Below are 23,455 nucleotides of genomic sequence, written 5' to 3' on the forward strand. Positions count from 1 at the left end.
CATGGGCGTGCTCGACGGATACCGCGTGGTGGACCTGTCCATCGCGATGGCGGGCCCGCTGGCCGCGATGCGCCTGGGCGATCTGGGCGCGGACGTGGTCAAGGTGGAGCCGGTCGGCGGCGAGTGGCAGCGGCACGCCCCCGCCGGCGGCGCCACCGGCAGGCGGGTGAACGCCTCGTTCCTGTCGCTCAACCGCAACAAGCGCAGCCTGGCCGTCAACCTCAAGACCGACGCGGGCCGCGAGATCGTGCACCGGCTGGCCGCGACGGCGGACGTGTTCCTGCAGAACTACCGGCCGGGCGTGGCCGAGCGGCTCGGCATGGACTACGAGACGATCAGCGGGCTCAATCCGCGGATCGTGTACGTCTCGATGTCCGGCTACGGCGAGAGCGGCCCGTACACCTCGCGCCCCGGCCAGGACCTGCTGCTGCAGGCCATGAGCGGCGCCATGCTGAGCACCGGCCGCGAGGGCGACCCGCCTGCGCCCGCCGGCTCCTACGCGATCGACGCCATCACCGCCTACAGCGCGTTCGAGGGCGCGCTGGCCGCGCTGCTGCACCGCGAGCGCACCGGCGAGGGCCAGCGGGTGAGCGTCAACATGCTGGACGCGGCCGTCGCCGTGCAGATGCAGGAGCTGTCGATCTACACGGTCGGCGGGGTGCCGCAGCGGCGCGGGCGCGAGCCGCACGGCCACACCTACATCCGCGCCCCGTACGGCGTCTTCGCCACCAAGGACGGCTACATCGCGCTCGGCATGCCCAGGCTGGACGGGCTCGCCGTGGCGCTGGACCTGCCGGAGCTGGCCGCGATGGACGGCGACGCCGACGGCCACACCAGGCGCGACGAGATCACCGCGCTGGTGGCGGCCCGCCTGCCCGCGCGCACGACGGCGGAGTGGCTGGAGATCTGCGCCCGCCACGACCTGTGGGCGGGCCCCGTCTACGGCTACGCCGACCTGGTCGAGGACCCGCAGGTCAAGCACAACGGCTCGTTCGTCACCTACGAGCACCGCACCGAGGGCACGGTCACCACCCCCGGCTTCCCCTACGGCTTCAGCGCCACCCCGCCCGAGGTCCGCAGGGGCGCGCCGCTCGTGGGCGAGCACACCAGGGAGCTGCTCGGCGAGCTCGGCTACTCGACCGAGAAGACGGAGGAGCTGGTGGCGGAGGGCGTGCTGGCATGCGAGGACTGACCTGGGACCATCCGCGCGGGTACGCCCCGCTGGACGAGCTGACCCGGCTCGACCACGCGGGCGCGAACCGGTACGGGGCCGTCCCCGAGCCGATCGAGTGGGACCGGCAGCCCTTGGAGGGGTTCGAGTCCGAGCCGATCGCGCGGTTGTGCGAGACGTACGACGTGCTGGTGATCGACCATCCCGGGCTGGGCGCGGCGCTGGACGCGCTGGTGCCGATGGAGGAGCTGTTCGAGCCGGCCGAGCTGGCCGGGCTGCGGTTCGCGGGCCGTTCGTACGAGAGCTACCGCCTGGACGGCCGCCAGTGGGCGCTGCCCCTGGACGCCGCCGCCCAGGTGGCCGCCGCCAGGCCCGGCGTGCGGCTGCCGCGTACGTGGCCGGAGGTGACTGCGCTGTCCACCGGCGCGCGGACGGCGCTGTGTCTGGGCGGGCCGCACGCGTTCCTGATGTTCTGCGCGCTGTGCGGCCCCGCTCGTACGGAGGACTTCCTCGACGAGCGGGCCGGCGAGCGGGCGCTGGAGTTGATGGCCGAGCTGCTGGCGCTGTCGGACCCCGAGGTGTCGCTGCTCAACCCGATCGGCGTGCTGGACGCGATGACGGCCGGCCAGGTGGACTTCTGCCCGCTTCTGTACGGCTACGTCGCCTATCCCCTGGCCTTCGGCGACGCGCCCGCCTGGCCCGGCCACCCGCCGGGCAGCGTGCTCGGCGGCACCGGGCTCGTGGTATCGCGCCGGCGCCTCAGTGCGAATCTCGGGGCGCACCGCGACGCGATCCGCGCGCACCTGCTGCGCCTGGTGTCGGAGCCGGTGCAGGCGGAGCTGTTCCCCTCGGTAGGGGGCCAACCGGCCGCCCGCTCGGTCTGGACCGGACAGGGAAGCAGCAGCTTCTACCGCGACACGCTCGCCACCATGGAGGCCGCCTGGATCAGGCCGCGCTTCCCCGGCTACATCGCCGCGCAGGAGCGCTCGTCGGCGCTGATCCGCGACGGGCTGCTCGCCCGCATCCCCGCCCGCGACCTGCTGAAGACCCTGCACGAGGAATGGAGGACCCCATGACCACGGCGCTCGTCACCGGCGCCTCCGGGGCGCTGGGCCGCGCGATCGTGCGCCGCCTGGCCGCCGACGGCCACCAGGTGGCCGCACTCGACGTCGACGCGGACGGCCTCGACGGCGCACTCGACCTGAAGGCCGACCTGCGCGACCCGGCGGCGATCGAGGCCGCCTTCACCGAGACGGCGGCCAGGCTCGGCCCGGTCGGCATTCTCGTCAACAACGCCGCCGTCTATCCCGCCCGGCCGTTCCTGGAGGTGCCGCCGGAGGAGTACGACGAGGTCGTCGCGGTCAACCAGCGCGCCTACTGGCTGTGCGCCCAGCACGCGGCCAGGCAGATGCTCGGTCAGGGCGGCGGGGCGATCGTCAACGTCGCCTCGATCACCATGCACGGCGGCTGGCCCGACCTGGCCGCGTACGTCTCCACCAAGGGCGCGGCGGCCGCCTTCACCAGGGCGCTGGCCCGCGAGCTCGGGCCGAGGGAGATCAGGGTCAACTGCGTCTCCCCCGGCGCGTTCCCGACCGCGGCCGAGGAGATCCACGAGGACCTGGAGGCGTACAACCGGATGGTCCTGGAACGGCAGGCGCTGCGGCGGCGCGGCACGCCCGAGGAGCTGGCGGCCGTGGTGTCGTTCCTGACCGGGCCTGACGCCTCGTTCGTCACCGGGCAGTGCGTCGAAGTCAACGGAGGGTGGGTGATGGCATGACGCGGGACCGCAGGCGGCTGGCCGAGCTGACGGGCGATCTGAGCGCGGCCGGCGGGGTCCGGCTGGTGACGCTGGCCGACGGCGTCGAGCGCGGGGTCAGGGCGCTGGAGTTCCGCACCGGGTCGGGGCTGGCGTTCGACGTGCTGGTGGACCGGTGCATGGACATCGGGCCCGCCGAGCACGCGGGGCGCTCGTTCGGCTGGCGCTCCCCCACGGGCTTCCGCCATCCGGGGCTGCACGAGAACAACGACGAGGACGGGCTGTCGTGGCTGCGCTCGTTCTCGGGGCTGATCGTCACGGCCGGGCTGGACCACACGCTGTTCGGCGGCGACGTGCCGGCCGACGGCTACCGGTATCCGCCGCGCGAGTCCGTACGGCACGGGCTGCACGGCCGGGCCGGCAACCTGCCCGCCCGCCTGACCGGCTACGGCGAGCGGTGGGACGGCGAGCGGTGCGTGCTGTGGGCCGAGGGCGAGGTGCGCCAGGCGGCGGTCTTCGCGGAGAACCTGCGCCTGGTGCGCCGGATCGAGGCGGATCTGGGCGGGAACGAGATCCGGCTGATCGACACGGTGACCAACGCCGGGTTCGAGCCGGCGCCGCACATGTACCTGTATCACATCAATCTGGGCTGGCCACTGCTCGACGAGGGCGCCAGGCTGGAGGCCGACATCCGCGAGACGCTCTGGCAGAGCGACAGCGTGGCCGAGCAGAAGGCCGATCACCTGACGTTCCCCGGGCCCGTGCCGGGGTTCGTGGAGCAGGTGTACGAGCACGCGCTCGTCCCCCGCCCCGACGGCCTGCACCGCGTGGCCGTGGTCAACGAGCGGCTGGGCATGCGGGTGGCGGTGGAGTGGCGGGCGGAGGAGTTCCCGTACTTCTTCGAGTGGCTGAACCTGCGCTCGGGCAACTACGCGGTCGGGCTGGAGCCGTCCACGCACCACGTGTCGGGTGACGCGGCGGCCAGGCGGGACGGCAGCATGATCTGGCTCGGCGCACAGGAGTCGCGGACGTACCACACGACCTTCCGGGTGGAGGCCGCATGAGCTGACGGCCCCCGCCGGGGGCTACCCCTCCAGCCGGTACGCCCTGCGCGCCGTCCCGGCGAACACCTCGGCCCGCTCCGCGTCCGACAGGCCGGCGCAGAGCTCGTCGGCGGCCGCGGCCACCTGGCCGTACTCCGCCGCGAGCAGGCAGACCGGCCAGTCGGAGCCGAACATCACCCGCTCTGGCCCGAACGCCTCCAGCACGACCTCCGCGTACGGCCGCAGGTCGGCCACCTGCCAGCCGGTCCAGTCTGCCTCGGTGACCAGGCCGGACAGCTTGCAGTAGACGTTGGGCCGGGCGGCGAGCTGCCTGATCCGGCCGCGCCACGGCTCCAGCTCGCCGGCGGCGATCGGCGGCTTGGACAGGTGGTCGAGCACGAACGTCAGCTCGGGCAGCGCGGTCACGGTGTCGATGGCGGCGGGCAACTGGTGCGGCAGGGTGAGCAGGTCGTAGGCGAGCCCGGCCGCGGCCACGGCGGCCAGCCGGCGTCGCACATCGGGCCGGCTGAGCCAGGCCGGGTCGGGCTCGGACTGCACGCCGTGGCGCACGCCGACCAGCCCGCCGGGCAACGCGGTCAGCTCGGCGAGCGCGTCGGCGGCGCCGGGCGCGGTGAGGTCGGTCCAGCCGACGACCCCCGCGACCAGTTGCGACCCTGCGGCCAGGGCCAGGAACTCCCTGGTCTCGGCGGCGTCGGCCACCACCTGCACCAGCACGGTGCGGCTCACGCCGGCCGCCGCCGCGGGCCCGGCGAGATCGTCGAGGGTGAACGTGCGCCGCACGGGCGCCATCTTGCGCTGCTCCAGCCAGGCGTGCGGGCGGGCGGACAGATCCCAGACGTGGTGGTGGGCGTCGATACGACTCATCCCAAGACCTCCAATGTTTCCGGAAAATCACGTGGACTCTGGACAGAAAACCAGGACAAGCGTAGAGATACATCCGACGTATGGCGACCCCCGATCTCGGGCGAGTGCGCCGAACCCCCCCCATCGGAACAGGAGCGACCGTGACCGATCACGGGACCATCAGGACTCTCAGGACCAACGGCACCGGCGACACCGACGAGGGCTACACACGACGAGGCGTGCTCGCGACCGGGCTGGGCGCCGCAGCCGGATCCCTGCTCGTGAACGGCGTCGCCGCCGGACCGGCGCGGGCGGGCACGCGGGGCAACCCGCTCACCCTCTGGTACACCCGCCCGGCCGCCCAGTGGCTGGAGGCGCTGCCGGTCGGCTGCGGCCGGCTCGGCGCCATGGTCTTCGGCGGCGTGGAGACCGAGCGGCTGCAGCTCAACGAGGACGGCATCTGGGCCGGCGGGCCGCACGACTACGACAACCCCGAGGCGCTGGCCGCCCTTCCGCGGATCAGGCAGTGGGTCTGGGAGGACAAGTGGCAGGCCGCGCAGAACCTGGCCGACCAGAAGTTCCTCGGCCGGCCCAGCGAGCAGGCGCCGTACCAGGTGCTGGGCGACCTCACGCTGACCTTCCCGGGCTCGGCCGAGTTCACGGACTACCGGCGCGAGCTCGACCTCACCAGGGCCGTCACGACGGTCACGTACGTCCGTGACGGCGTGCGGCACACCCGTGAGGTCTTCGCCAGCAACCCCGACCAGGTCGTGGTGGTCCGGCACACGGCCGACAAGCCCGGCTCGGTGACGTTCACGGCCGCCTTCTCCAGCCCGCAGGCCACGACCACGTCCGCGGCCGGCCGCGCCACGATCGCGATCGACGGCGTCAGCGGCGACACCCAGGGCATGAAGGGCGAGGTCCGCTTCCGCGCCCTGGCCGAGGCCAAGGCGAAGGGCGGCACGGTCGGCACGGACGGGGGCACGCTGTCCGTCGAGGGCGCGGACGAGGTCACGCTGCTGATCTCCATGGGCTCCAGCTACCGCAGCTTCAAGGACGTGGGCGGCGATCCCGCCGAGGTCGCCGGGCGGCATCTGACCAAGGCGAGCGGGCGGCCGTACGAGGTGCTGCGACGCCGGCACCTGCGTGACTACCAGGAGCTGTTCGGCCGGGTCGAGATCGACCTGGGCACCTCGGAGGCCGTCGCGCTGCCGACCGACGAGCGCATCGCCCGCCAGAAACTCGACACCGACCCGCAACTGGCCGCCCTGTACTTCCAGTACGGCCGCTACCTGCTCATCTCCAGCTCCCGCGCGCCCGGCCACGCCGCCAACCTGCAAGGCGTCTGGAACGACTCGCTCGCGCCCGCCTGGGAGTCGAAGTACACGATCAACATCAACTGCGAGATGAACTACTGGCCGGCCGCGCCGGGCAACCTGATCGAGTGCATGGACCCGCTGTTCGACCTGATCAGGGACCTGGCGGAGACGGGCGCGCGGACCGCGAAGACGCACTACGGGGCCGCCGGCTGGGTGGCCCACCACAACACCGACGGCTGGCGCGGCACGGCGCCCGTGGACTTCGCCTTCTACGGCGTGTGGCCGACCGGCGGCGCGTGGCTGTGCCTGACGTTGTGGGAGCACTATCTCTACACCGGTGACGAGCGGCGGCTGCGCGAGCACTTCCCGCTGATCAAGGGCTCGGTGGAGTTCTTCCTCGACACGCTGCAGACCGATCCCAGGACCGGCTACCTGGTGACGAACCCGTCGCACTCGCCCGAGGTGGGCCACCACGAGGACGGCGGCGAGAACGTCAGCATCTGCGCGGGCCCGACCATGGACATGCAGATCCTGCGCGACCTGTTCGGGGCCTTCGAGCAGGCGTCGGAGGTCCTCGGCACGGAAGCGGGCCTGCGGGCGCGGGTGAAGGAGGCGCGGGCGCGGTTCGTGCCGAACCAGGTGGGCCACCTCGGGCAGATCCAGGAGTGGCAGGAGGACTACCGGGGCGACGCGGCGCTGTCGCGCAGCCGGCACATCTCGCACCTGTGGGGGCTGTTCCCCGGCCACCAGATCGACCCGCGCCTGTCACCCGAGCTGGCCGCGGCCGCGCGGCGCACCCTGGAGCTGCGCGGCGAGGCGGGGGCCGGGTGGTCGCTGGCCTGGAAGATCAATTTCTGGGCGCGGCTGCTGGACGCGGCGGAGGCGTACAAGCGGCTGTCGAACCTGCTGATCCCGGCCCGTACGGCGCCGAACATGTTCGACCTGCATCCGCCGTTCCAGATCGACGGCAACTTCGGCGGCACCTCCGGGATCACGGAGATGCTGCTGCAGAGCCACGCGGGCCAGGTGCACCTGCTGCCCGCGCTGCCGTCCGCCTGGCCCGCCGGGTCGCTGCGCGGGCTGCGGGCGCGCGGCGGGTTCGAGGTGGACCTGGAGTGGGCGGGCGGCGCGCTGCGCCGTGGCCGGATCCGCTCCGATCTGGGCCGCGAGCTGACGCTGCGCACCGCCGGAGCGGTGACGGTCACCGAACGCGGGCGGCCGGTCAAGGTCGAACGTCCCGAGGCGGGCGTGGTCGTCCTCGGCACCCGGCGCGGGGCGACGTACGAGGTGGTGCCGTCGGCCTGAGCCAGCCTCTAGGGCCGGGCCCTGGGGCGGGTGCGGGAGGCCTCGCCGCGGGCGTGGGCGGCGAACAGGCGGGCGGCCTCCTCGGGGTCGCCCGCGGCCAGCGCGGCCACCAGGTCGTCGTGGTGGCCCGCCATCGCCGTCCAGTCGCCGTCGTAGAGAGGGTTGCCCACCACGTGCAGGCTCCACAGGTTGGACTCGATCGTCCGCCACAACCGCAGCAGGAAGGAGTTGCCGCAGGCCGCGCAGACCCGGCGGTGGAAGGCGAGGTCCGCGTCGCGGAAACCGCCGATGTCGCCGTCCTTGGCGGCCTTGCGCATGGCCATCACATCGGCCGTGAGCTGCCGCAACGTGTCGGGCTGGATGCGGGCGGCGGCGCCGCGTGCGGCATACTCCTCCAGCAACACCCTGATGTCGCGGACCTCCCTGGCCTGCTCGTCGGAGATCTCCGCGACGTAACTTCCCCGGTTGGGATAGGAGATGACCAGCCCCTCGTGCGCCAACCGCTTGATCGCCTCCCTGGCCGGGGCCTGGCTGGTGCCGACCCGCCGGGCTATCTCCGCTTCCACCAGCCGCTGTCCGGCGAGCAGCTCGCCGGAGACGATCCAGCCGCGCAGGAGCGCGTAGACGCGGTCCGACAGCAGCTCTCTGGGCAGCAGCCGGGCCGCGGGCGGGGCGATCTGCTGCTCCTGCCAGATGCGCGCCACCGTGGACTGCGACAGTCCCAGCTGGGCGGCCATGGTCCTGGTGGAGGGCACGGCGGCGCCTTCGGCCGCGGCGGCGATCACCCGCTCGGCCTCGGCCCGCTCCGCGCTGCGCGGGCGGCCGGGTCTGGGCGCGTCGGCGAGCCCGTCGAGGCCGCGCTCCACGAACCGGGCCCGCCACTTCGCCACCGTCGCCGGGCTCACCGCCAGGCCGGCGGCGATCTCCTTGCGGGACAGGCCGTCGGCACAGGCCAGCACGATGCGGCTGCGCAGCGCCAGCCCTCCCTCCGGTGTGCGTCCCGCCCACTCCCGCAGCGTCGCCAGCTCCTCCGCGCCCAAAGTCAGCCGGTTGTCGGCTTCACGTCCTGCCACGAGCCGAGCTTAACGTACTTATGACTCAGCAAGGCACCGTACACATATTTGTAGCGTCACGTTTCCCCTTGACGGGCCCATGTGACCAACGTATTAAATAATCGCTAATCGAGTAACGACCCATTAAAAGGCGTCGCAGATCTCGCCCCTTTGGAGGTGCGATGCGTTCCCCCCGTCCATCCCTCGTCCTACCGGTTCTCGGCTGCGTGCTCCTGCTCACCGGCTGCGGCGGGGGCGGCTTCGCCGGCGACTCCCAGGCTCAGCGACGCGAGGGCGGCCAGATCACCCTCCGGATGCTGGTCAACATCAGCCCCAACCTCACCCAGGCGTACTGGGACGGGCTGGTCAAGCCGTTCGAGCAGGCCAACCCCGGCATCGACGTCAAGATCGAGGCGCCGACCGGCAAGGGCGTGGCCGACACGCTGCCGCAGCAGCTCGCCGCCGGCAACGCGCCCGACGTGGTGGAGACGCTGATGGCGGACGAGACGCTGGCCAAGCAGATGCTCGACCTGACCGATCAGCCGTGGGCGAAGGACACCCCGCTGGCCGAGCAGGCCAGGCTGGGCGGCAAGATCTACTCGGTCGGCGTCGGCGTGCAGGCCCAGTCGCTGGTCTTCTACAACAAGGCCGCCTTCACCAAGGCCGGGATCGAGCAGCCGCCGACCACGTTCGACGAGTTCGACGCGGCCATGGGCAAGCTGAAGAAGGCCGGCTACCTGCCGCTGCAGACGGGCGGCGACTTCCTCACCGGGCTGCAGGTGCTGCAGCTGTCCAACCCCAGCCGGGCCCAGACCCATCCGGCCTGGCAGCAGGACGTCAAGGCGGGCAAGATCAAGGCGGGCGAGTCGCTGCTGCCCTACCTGCATCGCTACCGCACCTGGATCGACAAGGGCTACGTCGACAAGAACGCGCTCGGCATGAAGTACGCCGACGCCGAGACCCAGTTCCTGTCCGGCAAATCCGGCATGTACGTCATGGGGAGCTGGTTCACCGCCACCGAGGCCAAGGCCAAGAAGGACTTCGAGGTCGGCGTCTTCCCCGCCCCCGTCGACAAGGGCCAGACCTACCCGGGCCCGCAGGGCGCGACGCTGGCGGCGCCGTACATGATCCTCAAGTCCACGCCCCGGAAGGACGCGGCGCTCAAGCTCGTCCAGTGGCTGGTCACCGACCCGGCGGCGGTCAAGAGCCAGCTCGCCCAGGACGGCAACTTCCGCACCGGCGTCGAGCGCGAGTTCACCCCGCTGGAGAAGCAGGTGCAGGAGATCCTCGACCAGGCCCCGCAGGGCGTCCCCCAGGGCGAGGGCTACGGCGACGCCACCCTGCCGAAGGGCTTCAACTCCGCCTGGAACACCGAGGTCCAGGGCCTGTACGTGGGCAAGTCGCCCAAGGACGTGGCCGAGGGCGTCGACCGCTGGCTGGCCGGACGCGCATGACCCGGCTCGCCGACGAACGCAGCACCCCGGCCATGAGGCCGGCGGAGGAGTTCTCATGACCCTCACCAGGCAAGCGCCCCCGGTCACCGGGGCCGCGGCCCCGGAGCGGCGCAGACGTCACGACGGATGGGCCAACGCCCTCATGGTGGCGCCCGCCACCGTCCTCTACGTCGTGATGCTGATCATCCCGGTCGGCCTGGCCCTCTACCTGAGCCTGACCGACTGGGACGGCTTCAGCGCCGACCCCGCCTTCGTCGGCGCCGCCAACTACGTCAAGCTCCTGGACGACCCCGAGCTTCAGCGCGCCTCCCTGGTGACGCTGCTGGTCGCGGCGGCCGGCACGGCCGGGCTCAACCTGCTCGGCCTCGGCTTCGCCCTCCTGGTCAACGGGGCGTCGAAGGCCAACACGTTCTTCCGGATCGTGCTGTTCTACCCGCACGTGCTCAGCGCCCTGGTGGTCGGCTTTCTCTGGTCGGCCATCCTGGGCACCACCGGCGCGGTCAACAACCTGGTGACGACGTGGGGCGGGCAGGTCATCCCGTTCCTGTCCGACCCGGTCTGGGCCACGGTCACCATGATCGCGGTGCTGGTCTGGGCCGGGTTCGGCGTCAACGTGGTGCTGTACCTGGCCGGGCTGCAGGCGGTGCCGCACTCGCTGATCGAGGCGGCGCGGATCGACGGCGCCACCCGCGCGCAGGTGTTCAGGAACGTGACCCTGCCCGCGCTGGGGCCGTCCGTGACGGTGAACATCGTGCTGTCGCTGGTGACGCTGCTGAAGACGTACGACCTGGTGGTCTCGCTCACGGCGGGCGGGCCGGCCGGTCAGACGCAGACCGTCGCCTACCTCATCCTCTGGAACTCCTTCCACGACGCCCGTCTCGGCTTCGGCTCGGCCCAGTCGGTGATCCTCATGCTGGTCACGGCGGCGCTGGCGTTCGTGGTGACGAAGCTGCGCAGGCGCGGCGAACTGGCGGTGCACCAGTGAGAAAGACCTTCCTGTGGGCGAGCGCCGCCTTCATGCTCATCCCCCTGTACGTGCTCACCGCGAACGCGTTCAAGGGCCAGCAGGACATCCTGGCCAACCCGTTCGGCCTCGGCGGCCTGACCCTCGAACCGCTCGGCAGGGCGCTGACCAACCCGCAGTTCAACGTGGTCAAGGGGTACGCGATCACGCTGCTGTTCGTGGTGGCGGTCAACGTGCTGTCGGTGGGGCTGGCCGCCCCGGCCGCGTACGTGATCGCGCGCAGCCCGAAGCGCAGGTTCCGCGTGCTCATGCTGTTCTTCCTGGCCGGCACGTTCATCCCGGGCCAGGTGCTGGTCATCCCCGTCGTGTACGTGCTCAAGACCCTAGGCCTGATGGGCACCATCCGCGGCTTCGTGCTGTTCGAGACCACGCTCACGATCCCGTTCTCGATCTTCCTGTACGCCGGCTACATCGCCACCATCCCCGCCGTGCTCGACCAGGCGGCGGCCGTGGACGGGGCTGGCAGGCTGCGCACGTTCTGGCAGATCGTCTTCCCGCTCATGCGGCCCGCGGTCGCCACGATGGTCATCCTCAACACGTTCTCGGTGTGGAACGACTTCGTGAACCCGCAGATCATCCTCGGCCCCGGCAGCGGCCTCTACACCGTCACCACCGGCGTCTACGCGGCGGTCAGCCAGTACTCCACCGACTACACGGTGGTCTTCCCGACGCTGCTGCTGGCCATCGCCCCGCTGCTGATCTTCTTCGTCTTCATGCAACGGCACATCATCAGCGGCCTCACGGCAGGAGCTACGAAAGGGTGAACATGCGCGAGATCAAGGCGACCGTGCCCCTCGGCGTGCCGCCGGCCTGGGCGGTCCTGGAGCGCCGGCTGTTCGACGCACTCGACGAGGCGTGGCGGGCCTTCTCCGCCCGCTACTGCGGGCCGGACGGGCGGCTGATCTACCACGGCCCGGCCGCGGACCGCGACGGCGCCGACGACTTCTACGAGGCGTTCTTCAACTGGCCCGCGCTCTACCAGCTCGGCGGCGCCGACGACCTGCTCGACGCGGCCAAGCACCACTGGGAGGGCGTCACCACGCAGCTCACCGAGCTGGGCTACCTGGTGGAGGAGTACGAGCGCGGCTACGACTGGTTCCACCAGGGCGAGTCGATGCTGCTCTTCTACGGCATCTGCGCCGCCGACCCGCGCGACGAGCGCTTCCGGGAGCGGGCCCGCCGCTTCGCCGACCTGTACCTGCCCGGCTCGGCCAACTACGACGCCGAGCACGAGATCATCCGCGCCCCGCACAACGGCGCCGGCGGCCCCCGCTACGGCCTGCAGTGGGAGTGGGCCTCCTACCACACCGACCTGACCAGCATGCGGCCGTTCGGGCTGCCGCTGCGCGACCTGCCGGGCATCTCGTCCTGGGAGGACCTGGGCGATCCGTGCAACGCCGCCCGCATGGGCGCGGCGATGAGCGAGCGCATCGGCCGCGGTGACGTGGCCGTCAACCTGGCCGCGACCAGCCTGGCCGTCAACGCCTGGCTGTACGACGGCGACGAGCGCTACCGCGACTGGGCGCTGCGCTACATCGGCGCCTGGCAGCGCAGGGCCGAGGCCAACGGCGGCGTCATCCCCGACAACGTGGGCCCGTCAGGCGTCGTCGGCGAGCTGAACGACGGCCGCTGGTACGGCGGCCACTACGGCTGGCAGTGGCCGCACGGCCTCTACAGCGTCGGAGCCGCCGCCGCCGTCGCCGCCGTCAACGCCCACCTGCTGACCGGCGACGACGCCGCCCTCGCCATCGGCCGCGACCCGCTGGAGGCCGTGTACGAGCGCGCGATCCAGGCCGGCGTCACCGAGACCGAGATGAGCATCAGCGACCGCTGGCTGGCCGAGCTGGGCGACGAGGCCGGCAAGCCGACCATGCTGGTGCCCAACCGGCACGACGGCGGCGGCTGGTTCGACTTCCAGCCGCCGCAGCTCGGCCTGCCCGTCTGGCTCTGGCACATGAGCCTGGCCGGGGCCGACGCCGACCGGCTCGACCGGGTGCGCAAGGGCTCCGGCTACGACTGGACGACCGTGCGGCCGTTCCGCAACAAGGAGGAGGCCGGGCACGAGGCCCCGTGGCTGGAGTACCTGCGCGGCGCCAACCCCGGCTTCCCCGAGCGCATGCTCACCGCCGCGCTCGGCCAGGTGCAGCGCCGCATGGCGCTCATCGACGCCGACCAGGCCGACCTGGCCACCATCCACGTGCACCACTGGCAGCGGCTCAACCCGGTGGTCACCGAGGCGCTGCTGCAGCTCGTCACCGGCACCCCGCAGGTGCTCTACAACGGCGGCCTGCTGCCGGCCCGGCTGGCCTACTTCGACGCCGACCGCCACCGTCCCGGCCTGCCCGAGGACGTGGCGGCGCTGGTCGGCTCCGTCCGCCCCGGCGGCGTCGAGGTCGAGCTGGTCAACCTCAGCCTGACCCGCACCCGCAGGGTCGTGCTGCAGGCGGGCGCGTTCGGCGAGCACCGCATCGACCGCGCGACCGTCACCCGGGCCGGCGACGGCTATCCGGGCGACCCGCGCGGCTACACCCCGCCTCCCATCGCCGAGACCGAGCACGACGTGCCCGTCGACGGGCCGCGCCTGCTCGTGGAGCTGCCGCCCGGCCGCCGCATCCGGCTCGACCTGCACACGACCGCGCGCGTCCGCACGCCGTCGCACCAGCACTACTGAGGAGTTACATGGACGACGCCATCTGGGATCTCCCCGTTCGGGGGTCGCTGCCCGCCGCGCCCGATCCCGCTCTCGTGGCGGGGCTGTCCCGGATCAGCTCGGCCACCGCCTGCGCCAAGCTGCACGCCCAGGGCATCAGGCGCACCTTCATCGAGGGGCCGCGCCCCATCGCGCCGGGCCAGAAGCTGGCCGGGCGGGTCCGCACGCTGCAGTTCATGCCGCAGCGCGAGGACATCGCCTCCGGGCTCGGTCAGGAGTACGTCGAACGGCACACGGCCCTGTGGCACGTGCTGGAGGACATCCGGCCCGGCGACGTGCTCGTGGTGCAGGCGTACGGCAGCGCCTACACCGGCTGCTTCGGCGACATGCTGGTCCGCTACTTCAAGCGCAGGGGCGGCGCCGGCATCGTCGTGGACGGCCGGATCAGGGACCTGCCGCGCGTCAGCGGCCTCGGCGTGCCCATCTGGTGCACGGGCGCCACCCCGCACTACGCCTCGCAGGCGGAGCTGTTCCCGTGGGCGTACGACGTGCCCGTGGCCGTCGGCGGCTCGCTCGCGCTGCCCGGAGACCTGTGCGTGGCCGACGACGACGGCGCCGTGGTGGTGCCGCTGCGGCGGGCCGCGTCGGTGCTGGATGCCGCGGCCGACCACGAGCAGTGGGAGCTCTTCAGCCGCGGCCGCATCGAGGAGGGCGCGACCCTTTCCGACTACTACCCCCTCACCCCCGAGACCCGCGCCGAGTTCGAACGGTGGCGGGATGTTAAGGAGAGCCAGTGATCCTCAGGTCCATAGGCGCGGTGGTCTTACTGCTGGGCGGCTTGACGGCTCCTACGCCGGCCACGGCCACCGCCAAGACCTGCGACTTCTACGTGTCCCCGTCCGGCGGCGAACGCGCCGACGGCAGCGAGAAGAGGCCGTGGAAGTCCATCGAGCAGGCCCGTGACCAGCTCAGGACGAAGAAGAACCTGACGAACTGCGACGTCGTCGTCAACGTCAAGGCCGGCGACTACGTGGTCGACAAGACCATCGAGTTCACCGAGGCCGACTCGGGCCGCGACGGCCACAAGATCACCTATCGCAGCGCCGACGGGCCGGGCAAGGCCCGCCTGCTCGGGGCCAGGCCGCTGACGGGCTGGCAGAAGTACAAGGACAACATCTACAAGACCAAGGTCGACCGTACCTTCTACACGCTGTTCGAGGACGGCGCCCGCGCCACCACCGCCCGCCACCCCAACCGCAGCGCCGACGACCTGTGGTCGCCCTACCTGTTCTCGGTGACGCCGGAGGCGGAGTACCAGGCGCAGCACACCTGGCTGTTCTTCGACCCCAAGGACATCCCGCAGGAGTGGGACCCCGACTTCGACAAGAACTCCCAGATCGTGGTCTGGTCGGGCGGCTCGTGGAGCTGGTTCAGCGACACCATCCCGCTGGGCGGCGCCGACTTCCGCAAGAACTTCTTCACCTTCAACCACTCCTCCCGGTTCGCGCTGGTCAACAGCCGCAGCGGCTCGCGCTACTTCCTGCAGAACACGCTGCGCTTCCTCGACCAGCCGGGTGAGTACTACTTCGACTTCGCCAACAGCGAGGTCTACTACTGGCCGAAGACCTCGATCGACAAGGTCATGGCGCCCACCGTCAAGACCCTCGTCTCGCTCAAGGGCTCCTCGCCCGACCAGCGGGTGCGCAACCTCGCCTTCGACGGGCTCGCCCTGCAGTACTCCGACTTCGTCGACTGGTACCGGTACGGGTGGAACGACGCGGGCGACTCCGGCGTCGTGCACAAGTACCCCGTCTACGACCGGCAGATCGAGCTGCCCCGCAACCGGTTCGGCATGATCACGCTGGAGAACACCCGCGACATCGACCTGAGCAGGCTGAGCATCTCCGACAGCGGTTACACGGGCGTCTTCATGCTCTTCGCCAACGAACGGGTCAAGGTGAGCGACAGCCTGCTGGCCAACCTCGGCGGCGACGGCATCAAGGTGGAGGGCGGCTATCCCGGCGAAGGGGACATCTCCGGCCACCACACGATCACGAACACGTACATCGACCACGTCGGCGAGCTGGTGCCCGGCGACGCGTCCGGCATCGAGCTGATGAGCACCGGCCACAACACGGTCAGCCACGTCGTGGTCAAGCACAGCGCCCGCTACGGCATCAGCCTGGAGGTCCGCCCCGAGATCGCCAACGCCGACAACTACGCCCGTGGCAACCGCTTCTCCTACATCCGCCTGGAGGAGACCGGCCTGGACAGCGGTGACATGGGCGCCTTCTACACCTACGGCGTGCACAACGTCGAGCCGCACCCGATCGACAACTACGTGGACCAGATGGTGATCGGGGACGTGATCAACGACCCCGCCGGGCAGATGCCCGACTCCGGGACGCGCGGCGTGCACATGGACGCCGGCGGCTGCGGGTTCGCCATCAGCAACGTGCAGGTGGGCAAGGTCAGCGACCAGAAGTACCAGGCCTACCAGTGCAACGAGGTGAGCAACTCGGACTGGCAGGACGGGTTCGACAGCTCGAAGATGGAGTACGACAAGATCGGCGTCACGAGCGCGTTCCCGTACCCGATCCCGGCCTGATTCGTGGGGGCGCCGGGCCGGCCCGGCGCCCCCGTCCCACCGGCGACCCCCCTGTCAGGAACGGCTTCCTGGAGCGCCCGTGAACGACCCGACCCGGCACGATCTCCCTCCGGCTGAACTGTCCCGCACTTTTCCGCTGACGCGGCGTGGTTTCCTCTCGCTCGGCGTCCTCGCCCCCGCCGTCCTGGGTGCTCTCCCGGGCCCGGCTTCTCCCGCCGTCTCGGCGGGCCGGTTCGCCCGGCCGCCGGCGGGTGTGCGGCCGATGGTGCGGTGGTGGTGGCCGGACGGGCACGTCGATCCGGCCGAGATCCGGCGCGAGGTGAACCAGCTCGCCGACGCCGGCTTCGGCGGCGCGGAGATCGCGGCCGTGCACCACAGCATCCGCGACAAGTCCCTGCTCGACCCGGCCGGACACGGCTGGGGCAGCCCCGTGTGGAACGCCGGCGTCGAGGCCGCGCTGGACCAGGCGGCCAGGCGCGGGCTGTCGATCGACCTGACCATCGGCCCCTCCTGGCCCGCGGCCGTTCCCACGATCACCCCCGGCCATCCGGCGGCGGCGAAGGAGCTGGCCCACGGATCCGTCGCGGTGGCCGCCGGCGCCAGGTACGCGGGGCCGGTCCCGCCGCCCGCCGTCGACGGCGAGCCCGTCCGTGAGCTGCTGCTCGTCCAGGCGGCCAGGATCGAACCGGCCCATTCCACCCGCGACGAGACCGGCCTCGACCCCTCCTCCGTCACCACCGTCCCCGTGAACGGGGACAACCTCACGTGGACCGCGCCCGCCGAGGGCGAGTGGCTGCTGATCTCCTACTGGCAGCGCGGCACCGGCCAGCGCCCCGAGTCCGGCCCGCACACCGCGCCCGAGTCCTACGTCGTGGACCACTTCAGCCGGGCCGGCACCCAGGCGGTGATCGACTACTGGACGTCGGAGCTGCTCACCCCCGCCGTACGCGGGCTGCTGCGGCGTTCGGGCGGGGCGTTGTTCGAGGACTCCATCGAGATCGAGAGCGACGCGCTGCCGTGGACGCCGGACCTGCCCGCCGAGTTCGAGCGGCGGCGCGGGTACGCGCTGGCGCCCTACCTGCCGGTGGTCGTGCTGGCGGACGAGGACCCGGTCTTCGCCTACGACGCCGTCCTGACCCGGCACGCCCGCAAGGACTTCTGGGACACGGTCTCCGAACTGCTCAACGAGCACCACTTCATCCGGCTGCGCGACTGGGCGCGCTCGCTGGGGCTGCGGCTGCGGGCGCAGCCTTACGGGCTGCGGACCGACGCCATCGAGGCGGCGGCCATCCTCGACGTGCCGGAGGGCGAGTCGCTGGGCTTCAAGAACCTCGACGACTACCGCTGCCTGGCCGGAGGCCGGGATCTGGCGGGCGGCGAGGTGCTGTCCTGCGAGGCGGGGGCGTACCAGGGCGGGGCCTACACCACGACCTGGCGCAAGCTGCTGCTGACGATGGGCGGGGCGTACGCGGCCGGGCTCAACCAGACGGTGCTGCACGGCTTCTCGTACGCGAGCGCGCCGGGGGCGGCGTGGCCGGGGTTCGCGGCGTTCACGCCGTACGACGGCAAGGCGGGGTACGCGGAGTCGTGGGGGCCGCGCCAGCCGACCTGGACCCACATCCACGACGTTTCCCGATATTTCGCGCGAATTCACTTGATCATGCGACAAGGGGTGCCGCGGGTGGACGTGGCCGTGCTGCGGCAGACCGGCTACACCAAGACCGGGATCGGCGCCTCCTGGTTCACCGCGAGCGGCGTGCCCACCGGGTGGACCCACCAGTTCGTCAGCGGCCCCCTCCTCGGCCTTCCCACGGCCCGGGTCAGGGACGGGCGGCTGGGCGGGCCCGCGTACAAGGCCCTGCTCGTCGAGGGCGACCGCTTCTACGCCGGCGAGTGCACGATGACGCTCGCGACGGCCCGGCGGCTGCTGGAGCTGGCCCGCGCGGGCCTGCCCGTCGTCCTGCTCGGCGACTGGTCGGCGGCCTCGGTGCCCGGCGTGCCGCGCGACGGCGACGACGAACGGCTCCGCGCCCTCGTCTCGTCGCTGACCTCCGAACCCACGGTGCGGACGGTCGCGGCCCAGACGGACGTGCCCGCCGCGCTCGCCTCGCTCGGCGTGCGGCCCGACGTGCGGTACGCGACGCCGTCCACGCTGCTCACCCTGCGCCGGGTGGACGGGGACGTGGACTACTACTACCTGTGCAACGGCAGGCACCAGGAGAACGTCAAGCCTCCCGTCGCCCCGATCGACCACGAGGTCACGCTGGCCCGCACCGATCGTGACGGGGTGCCGTACCTGCTGGATCCGTGGACGGGACGGGTCACCCGGGTCGCGCTGTACGCGGACGACGGGCAGGAGGGGGTGCGCCTGCGGGTCGCCCTGCGCCCCGGCCAGGCCCGGATCGTCGCCATCGCCCGCCCCGGCCTGTTCGGCACGCCCGCCTCGCCCGGCCCGTCCGGCCCGTCCGGCGCCAGGGCGGCGGGCGCCCGTACGCACGCCACCAGCACCGACGCCGACCAGGTGACCTTCTCCCCCGCCGGACGCCTGCTCGTCCGCGCCGCCCGGCCCGGCACCTACACCACCACCCTGTCCGACGGCCGCACCGTCACCACCGTCATCGGCCCCGTCGCCGCCCCCGTCGAGCTCACCTCGTGGTGGCTGCGGGTCGAGTCCTGGGGTCCCGGACCCGCGGGAACGGCGAAGACGGTGCACACGGTGCAGCTCGACCGCCTCGTCCCCTGGCCGGAGATCCCCGAACTGGCCGACGCCTCAGGGGTGGGGACGTACACGGCGCGGCTGGACTGGGACGGCTCGCCGGCGTACCTGGAGCTGGGCGAGGTCACCGACACCTGCCGGGTCACCGTCAACGGCCGCCGGCTCGACCCGGTGGACCAGCTCCACCCGGTGATCGATCTCGGCTCGCGGCTCCGGCGCGGCTCCAACACCGTCGAGGTGGAGGTCGCGACCCCGCTCGGCAACCGGCTCAGGGTCGCGGACCCGGAGGTCTACGGCGGGCTGACCCGCCAGCCGTACGGTCTGCTCGGCCCGGCCAGGCTGGTGCCGTACGGAGAGGCCGCCGCCGGCTGAACGGACCGCCGGATCAACCTTTCGCGCTCCAAACGGGCCCGGCCGGATCGACGCTTCGTAATCATGAAGGCCGAATCGCGTGACGTTTCCCGGCCCGGCCGCACGGTAATGTTGACGTTTCGCGGCCGGGTGCGCGCATTCAGTCACCCATGGCGCGTGCTTTCTTCCCCGAACCGACCGTATCGAGCCCTCCGCGTGGAATAGCCGCGAAAGACGGAATGGCCGTCCGAAAACCGGCCATTGCCGTCTCCATACGGGTTGCGGGCGGTCTGCTCACCCCCTAATGTTTCTGACACATCTTCACGTGCTCGGAAAATCCGGTGGTTAAGAGCCGGCACAGGTAAGGGCCCGGCGCAGAGTCCGCATCATGGGGGCATGAATGGCACTCGGACCAGACGCGGTAGCCGCCGCGACGGCGAGGTCATGAGCGTACGGGCCTGGGCCGGAACCCGCGTACGCCTCAAGGGCGAGGCCTCCGCCGAGGAGGGTACCCAGGCATCCGACTGAGGAGAGTCCAGTCGGAAGGGATTCGGCGACACCACAGAACCGGCGAATTAACCGCGCGTTGATACGCAGGAAAATGTCGTTTCATTCAGGAGGTTTGCAGTTCCCATGGCTTCGTACTACGAGCAGGTCGGCGCTTCGACCATTCGCGACGTGGTCGACCGCTTCTATGTGGTCGTGCTTGACGACGCCGAGCTCAAGCCGTATTTCGACGGCGTCGACATGGTCCGGCTCAAGCGGCACATGGTCATGCTGCTGTGTTCCGTCCTCGGTGGCCCGGAAGTTTACGAAGGTCACGACCTGGGCGACGCCCACCGGGGAATGGGCATCACCGGCGCACACTACGAGCGGGTCGGCCAGATCCTGGTCACCGTGCTGCGCGAGGACTTCGGCGCCGACGACGGCCTCGTCGAGCATGTCGCCACCGTGCTGGGCCAGGTGCGCGGCTCCATCGTGGAAAAGCCCGTAGGGGCAGCGGGATAAGTGGACACGCAAGCCCTGAAGGGCAGCTGGCAACTGGTCGCCCAGTCGGGTGACCAGGTGCCGCTGTTCTTCTACTCCGCCTTATTCCTCATGTACCCGGAGACCCGCGCCCTGTTCCCGGTGTCCATGGCCACCCAGCGCGACCGGCTCGTCAACGCGCTGGGGCACGTCGTCAGCAACGTCGACCGGGTGAACGAGGTGGTGCCGTTCCTCCAGCAGCTCGGCCGTGACCACCGCAAGTTCGCCGTGGTCGCCCAGCACTACCCGGCCGTCGGGCAGGCGCTGCTCGCGACGCTGGAGCACTTCCTCGGCGACCGCTGGACGCCGGCCCTGGCGCGTGACTGGACGGCGGCGTACGGGCTGGTCGCGAAGGTGATGACCGAGGCGGCCGAGGAGTCCTCAGCCGTCACGCCTCCCTGGTGGGAGGGCGAGATCATCCTGCACGAGGAGCGCGCGCCCGGCATCGCGGTCATCCGCGCCCGCCTGAACTACCAGTACGCCTTCCGCGCCGGCCAGTCCGCCTCCATCTCGGTCGCGCTGCGGCCGAAGCTGTGGCGCTTCTACTCCTTCGCCAACGCCCCGCGCCGCGACAACACGATCGACCTGCACGTACGCGTGGTCGACGGCGGCGTGGTCAGCACCGCCCTGGTCCACGGGGCGCAGCGCGGCGACATCCTCAAGGTCGGCGCCCCGGTGGGCGACCGGCTGACGCTCGGCCAGAACCAGTCCAAAGAGCTCCTCCTCATCGCGGGCGGCACCGGCCTGGCGCCGCTCAAGGCGCTGGTCGAGCAGGTGGCGTACGAGGGGCCGCCCCGGGGCGTCCGCCTCTTCGTCGGCGCCAGGACCTCCCGCGAGCTGTACGACCTCGAGGCCCTGTCCAAGATGGAGGCCGAGAACCCCTGGCTGAGCGTGGTGCCCGTCGTGTCCCGCGACGCCTTCTACAGCGGTGAGCACGGCCACGCCGTGGACGTCGCGCTGAAGGCGTGGCGCGGCCAGGACGTCTTCGTCTGCGGCTCCGAGGAGATGGTGCAGAACTCCGTCGCCCGGCTCCTCGACGCCGGCGTGCCGCCCGAGCTGATCCGCTTCGACGAGTTCACCACTGCTGGAGGTAGGGAGCCGTGACGACAGAGACGCCATGGGGAGAGCGCCCGTCGAACGACCAGCGGCGCCTCACCCCTGATCGCGTGCGGAACAAGGACTTCTCCCGCACCAAGCTCGGGCACCGCGGATACAGCGAGGACGAGGTACGGGCTTTCCTGTACCGCGTGGCCGACGACATCGCCACCGGCGACATGGAGAAGGCCGACCTGCGCGCCGAGGTCGAACGGCTGAAGAACTGGTACAAGGAGCGCGGCACCGACGTCGACAACTCCGGCGCCAAGAAGCTGAACGTCGACGCGGTCAACCTGCTGTCGCGCGCCCAGCAGACCGCCGACGCCCAGATCGCCGAGGCCGAGGACTACGCCCGCCGGCTGGTGGGCCAGGCGCGCCACCAGTACGAGCAGATCCTGCACGAGGCGCAGCAGCGGGCGGAGGAGGCCGGCAACCAGGCGGTCGACGTCTACCGGTCGAGCGGCGCGCAGCAGTCGGCCGACGCCGAGGAGCTCGAACGGCGGATCGCCTACCTGCGCACGTTCGCGGAGGTCACGCAGGTCCAGTTGCGGGCGGTGCTGGAAGGGCTGACGAACGAGGTGAACAAACTCGGCAAGCTGCCCGACACGGGCCGGCCCGCCGCGTACTCCTCGTCGGGCCAGGACTGACCGCTCCTCATCAGACCGGGACCGTCCGCTCCTCATCGGGCCGGGACTGACCTGCTCAGCCTCACGCGGCCTGGACGGCCCGGCTTCACCTCACGCGGCCCTGAAGGGACCGGCGGACCGTAAGCTGTGCTCGTGAGAGCCGGGGTGGGACGAGCATGGTGACGCGCAACGACGTGGCGCGCCTGGCGGGCACCTCCGCCGCCGTGGTCAGCTATGTGATCAACAACGGCCCCAAGCCCGTCTCCGAGGCGGCCAGGCGGCGGGTGCTGGCGGCGGTGGCGGAGCTCGGCTACCGGCCCAACGCGGTGGCCAGGTCGCTGCGCGCCCGCCGTACGTGGACCATCGGCGTGATCGCCTCCGGCAACACCGGCGGCACCAGCCCGTTCTTCAGCCAGTTCACCCGGGCCTGCGAGGAGGTGGCCTGGCAGCGGGGCTACTCGGTGCTGCTGGGCAACTCCGCCGAGGACCCGATGCGGGCGGAGGGCTACGTCAGGCGCTTCATGGAGCACCAGGTGGACGGGCTGGTGCTGATGCGCGTACCCATCACGCCTGAGCGGGCCGAGGAGATGCGGGGCCGCGTCCCGGTCGTCACCATCGACCATGCGGCGCCGCCCCACTTCTCCCGGCTGGCGGTGGACGACGAGGAGGGCGGCTACCAGGCCACCCGCCACCTCGTCCAGCACGGCCATCGGCGGATCGGCTACATCGGCGGCCCTCTCGACATCACCCCCGTCCGCCTCAGAGCCATCGGCCGGCTACGAGCCCTGCGCGAGTCCGCTCTCCTCCCGCCCGGACCGGCGACGAGCCCGCTCACCCCGGCCGAACCGACGGCGGCCGACCTGCGGGCGGACGACCTGATCGCGGAGGGGGAGTTCAGCCTGGAGGGCGGCTATGACGCGGCGCTGCGCCTGCTCTCCTCGGCCGAGCGCCCCACGGCCCTGTTCGCCTCCATAGACACCCAGGCCATCGGCGCCATGCGCGCCGCCGCCGACCTCGGGCTCCGGGTGCCGCAGGACGTGGCAGTGGTGGGGTTCGACGGGGCGAGGGAGGCGGCGTACACGGTGCCCGGCCTGACCACGATCAGCCAGCCGATAGCCGAGATGGCCCGCCGCGCCACGGAAACCCTGGTGGCGGCGATCGAGAAGGAGAACGAGGAGCCCCTGACGGAGATCTTCTCCGCCACTCTGATCACCCGAGGCTCCTGCGGCTGCCCGGAACCCCGCCTCCACCGCTGAACCCCACGTCCGTACCGCCCCGGTCCCGGCCAGAGGCGGCCCAGAGGCGGCCCTGCGGCAGGCGATCCGGCCCCGCGGAACGACGAGCCGCCTTCGCGGGAAAACGTCGGTTGATCGAGGTAATCTGCCTGTCGTAGTG

General features: G+C 71.5%; 19 protein-coding genes. 17 read left to right on the forward strand and 2 right to left on the reverse strand.

The window, feature by feature from the left end; translation table 11 throughout:
• Position 1: 1 nt before the first annotated feature.
• From ABFX54_RS36055 to ABFX54_RS36070, 4 genes are read left to right on the forward strand one after another with little or no spacing between them, the layout of a single operon-like run.
• Complete coding sequence (locus tag ABFX54_RS36055) at positions 2–1,192, forward strand: CaiB/BaiF CoA transferase family protein (protein ID WP_346111186.1); 1,191 nt, start codon at positions 2–4, stop codon at positions 1,190–1,192.
• On the forward strand, positions 1,180–2,247 hold the full coding sequence (locus tag ABFX54_RS36060; RefSeq protein ID WP_346111187.1) for a hypothetical protein: 1,068 nt from the start codon (positions 1,180–1,182) through the stop codon (positions 2,245–2,247). The genes ABFX54_RS36055 and ABFX54_RS36060 overlap by 13 nt, the downstream gene beginning before the upstream one ends.
• A complete protein-coding gene (locus ABFX54_RS36065) occupies positions 2,244–2,948 on the forward strand; it encodes an SDR family NAD(P)-dependent oxidoreductase (RefSeq protein WP_346111188.1) in 705 nt (234 codons plus the stop codon). The genes ABFX54_RS36060 and ABFX54_RS36065 overlap by 4 nt, the downstream gene beginning before the upstream one ends.
• Positions 2,945–3,991, forward strand: a complete 1,047-nt coding sequence (locus ABFX54_RS36070; RefSeq protein WP_346111189.1) for an aldose 1-epimerase family protein — start codon at positions 2,945–2,947, stop codon at positions 3,989–3,991. Before ABFX54_RS36065 ends, ABFX54_RS36070 begins: the two co-directional genes overlap by 4 nt.
• A gap of 21 nt (positions 3,992–4,012) precedes the next feature.
• Here ABFX54_RS36070 and ABFX54_RS36075 read toward each other — a convergent pair whose 3' ends face one another.
• Positions 4,013–4,855 carry an amidohydrolase family protein gene (locus tag ABFX54_RS36075; protein WP_346111190.1) on the reverse strand — a complete coding sequence of 281 codons (843 nt, stop codon included), beginning with the start codon at positions 4,853–4,855 and terminating at the stop codon, positions 4,013–4,015.
• Between the two features lie 140 nt (positions 4,856–4,995).
• Here ABFX54_RS36075 and ABFX54_RS36080 point away from each other — a divergent pair, with 140 nt between their 5' ends.
• On the forward strand, positions 4,996–7,458 hold the full coding sequence (locus ABFX54_RS36080; RefSeq protein ID WP_346111191.1) for a glycoside hydrolase family 95 protein: 2,463 nt from the start codon (positions 4,996–4,998) through the stop codon (positions 7,456–7,458).
• An 8-nt stretch (positions 7,459–7,466) separates the two neighbouring features.
• Here ABFX54_RS36080 and ABFX54_RS36085 read toward each other — a convergent pair whose 3' ends face one another.
• The gene (locus ABFX54_RS36085) at positions 7,467–8,531 is read right to left on the reverse strand and encodes an FCD domain-containing protein (protein ID WP_346111193.1); all 1,065 of its coding nucleotides are present in this window, start codon (positions 8,529–8,531) and stop codon (positions 7,467–7,469) included.
• A 161-nt stretch (positions 8,532–8,692) separates the two neighbouring features.
• Here ABFX54_RS36085 and ABFX54_RS36090 point away from each other — a divergent pair, with 161 nt between their 5' ends.
• The 12 genes from ABFX54_RS36090 (at position 8,693) to ABFX54_RS36145 (ending at position 23,316) form a co-directional block, all read left to right on the forward strand.
• The gene (locus ABFX54_RS36090) at positions 8,693–9,964 is read left to right on the forward strand and encodes an ABC transporter substrate-binding protein (protein ID WP_346111194.1); all 1,272 of its coding nucleotides are present in this window, start codon (positions 8,693–8,695) and stop codon (positions 9,962–9,964) included.
• Between the two features lie 55 nt (positions 9,965–10,019).
• Positions 10,020–10,949, forward strand: a complete 930-nt coding sequence (locus ABFX54_RS36095; protein ID WP_346111195.1) for a carbohydrate ABC transporter permease — start codon at positions 10,020–10,022, stop codon at positions 10,947–10,949.
• Entirely contained in the window at positions 10,946–11,752 is an 807-nt protein-coding gene (locus ABFX54_RS36100; RefSeq protein WP_346111196.1) for a carbohydrate ABC transporter permease, read from the forward strand. Before ABFX54_RS36095 ends, ABFX54_RS36100 begins: the two co-directional genes overlap by 4 nt.
• Before the next feature lie 2 nt (positions 11,753–11,754).
• On the forward strand, positions 11,755–13,659 hold the full coding sequence (locus ABFX54_RS36105; protein WP_346111198.1) for a DUF8034 domain-containing protein: 1,905 nt from the start codon (positions 11,755–11,757) through the stop codon (positions 13,657–13,659).
• Positions 13,660–13,667: 8 nt separating this feature from the next.
• On the forward strand, positions 13,668–14,435 hold the full coding sequence (locus ABFX54_RS36110; protein ID WP_346111199.1) for an RraA family protein: 768 nt from the start codon (positions 13,668–13,670) through the stop codon (positions 14,433–14,435).
• Positions 14,432–16,246 carry a right-handed parallel beta-helix repeat-containing protein gene (locus ABFX54_RS36115; protein WP_346111200.1) on the forward strand — a complete coding sequence of 605 codons (1,815 nt, stop codon included), beginning with the start codon at positions 14,432–14,434 and terminating at the stop codon, positions 16,244–16,246. The genes ABFX54_RS36110 and ABFX54_RS36115 overlap by 4 nt, the downstream gene beginning before the upstream one ends.
• A gap of 79 nt (positions 16,247–16,325) precedes the next feature.
• Positions 16,326–19,334 (forward strand): glycosyl hydrolase, encoded by a 3,009-nt coding sequence (locus ABFX54_RS36120; RefSeq protein WP_346111202.1) that lies wholly within the window; start codon positions 16,326–16,328, stop codon positions 19,332–19,334.
• Between the two features lie 375 nt (positions 19,335–19,709).
• Positions 19,710–19,841, forward strand: coding sequence for a hypothetical protein (locus tag ABFX54_RS36125; RefSeq protein WP_346111203.1), 132 nt, complete (start codon positions 19,710–19,712; stop codon positions 19,839–19,841).
• A 105-nt stretch (positions 19,842–19,946) separates the two neighbouring features.
• A complete protein-coding gene (locus tag ABFX54_RS36130; protein WP_346111204.1) occupies positions 19,947–20,321 on the forward strand; it encodes a group I truncated hemoglobin in 375 nt (124 codons plus the stop codon).
• Positions 20,322–21,443 (forward strand): globin domain-containing protein, encoded by a 1,122-nt coding sequence (locus ABFX54_RS36135; protein WP_346111205.1) that lies wholly within the window; start codon positions 20,322–20,324, stop codon positions 21,441–21,443. It begins immediately after the preceding gene.
• A complete protein-coding gene (locus tag ABFX54_RS36140; RefSeq protein ID WP_346111206.1) occupies positions 21,440–22,081 on the forward strand; it encodes a DivIVA domain-containing protein in 642 nt (213 codons plus the stop codon). Before ABFX54_RS36135 ends, ABFX54_RS36140 begins: the two co-directional genes overlap by 4 nt.
• 155 nt (positions 22,082–22,236) lie before the next feature.
• Positions 22,237–23,316 (forward strand): LacI family DNA-binding transcriptional regulator, encoded by a 1,080-nt coding sequence (locus tag ABFX54_RS36145; RefSeq protein WP_346111208.1) that lies wholly within the window; start codon positions 22,237–22,239, stop codon positions 23,314–23,316.
• Positions 23,317–23,455: the final 139 nt, after the last annotated feature.

Source organism: Nonomuraea maheshkhaliensis (genome assembly GCF_039529435.1).
Classification (GTDB): Bacteria; Actinomycetota; Actinomycetes; order Streptosporangiales; family Streptosporangiaceae; genus Nonomuraea; species Nonomuraea maheshkhaliensis.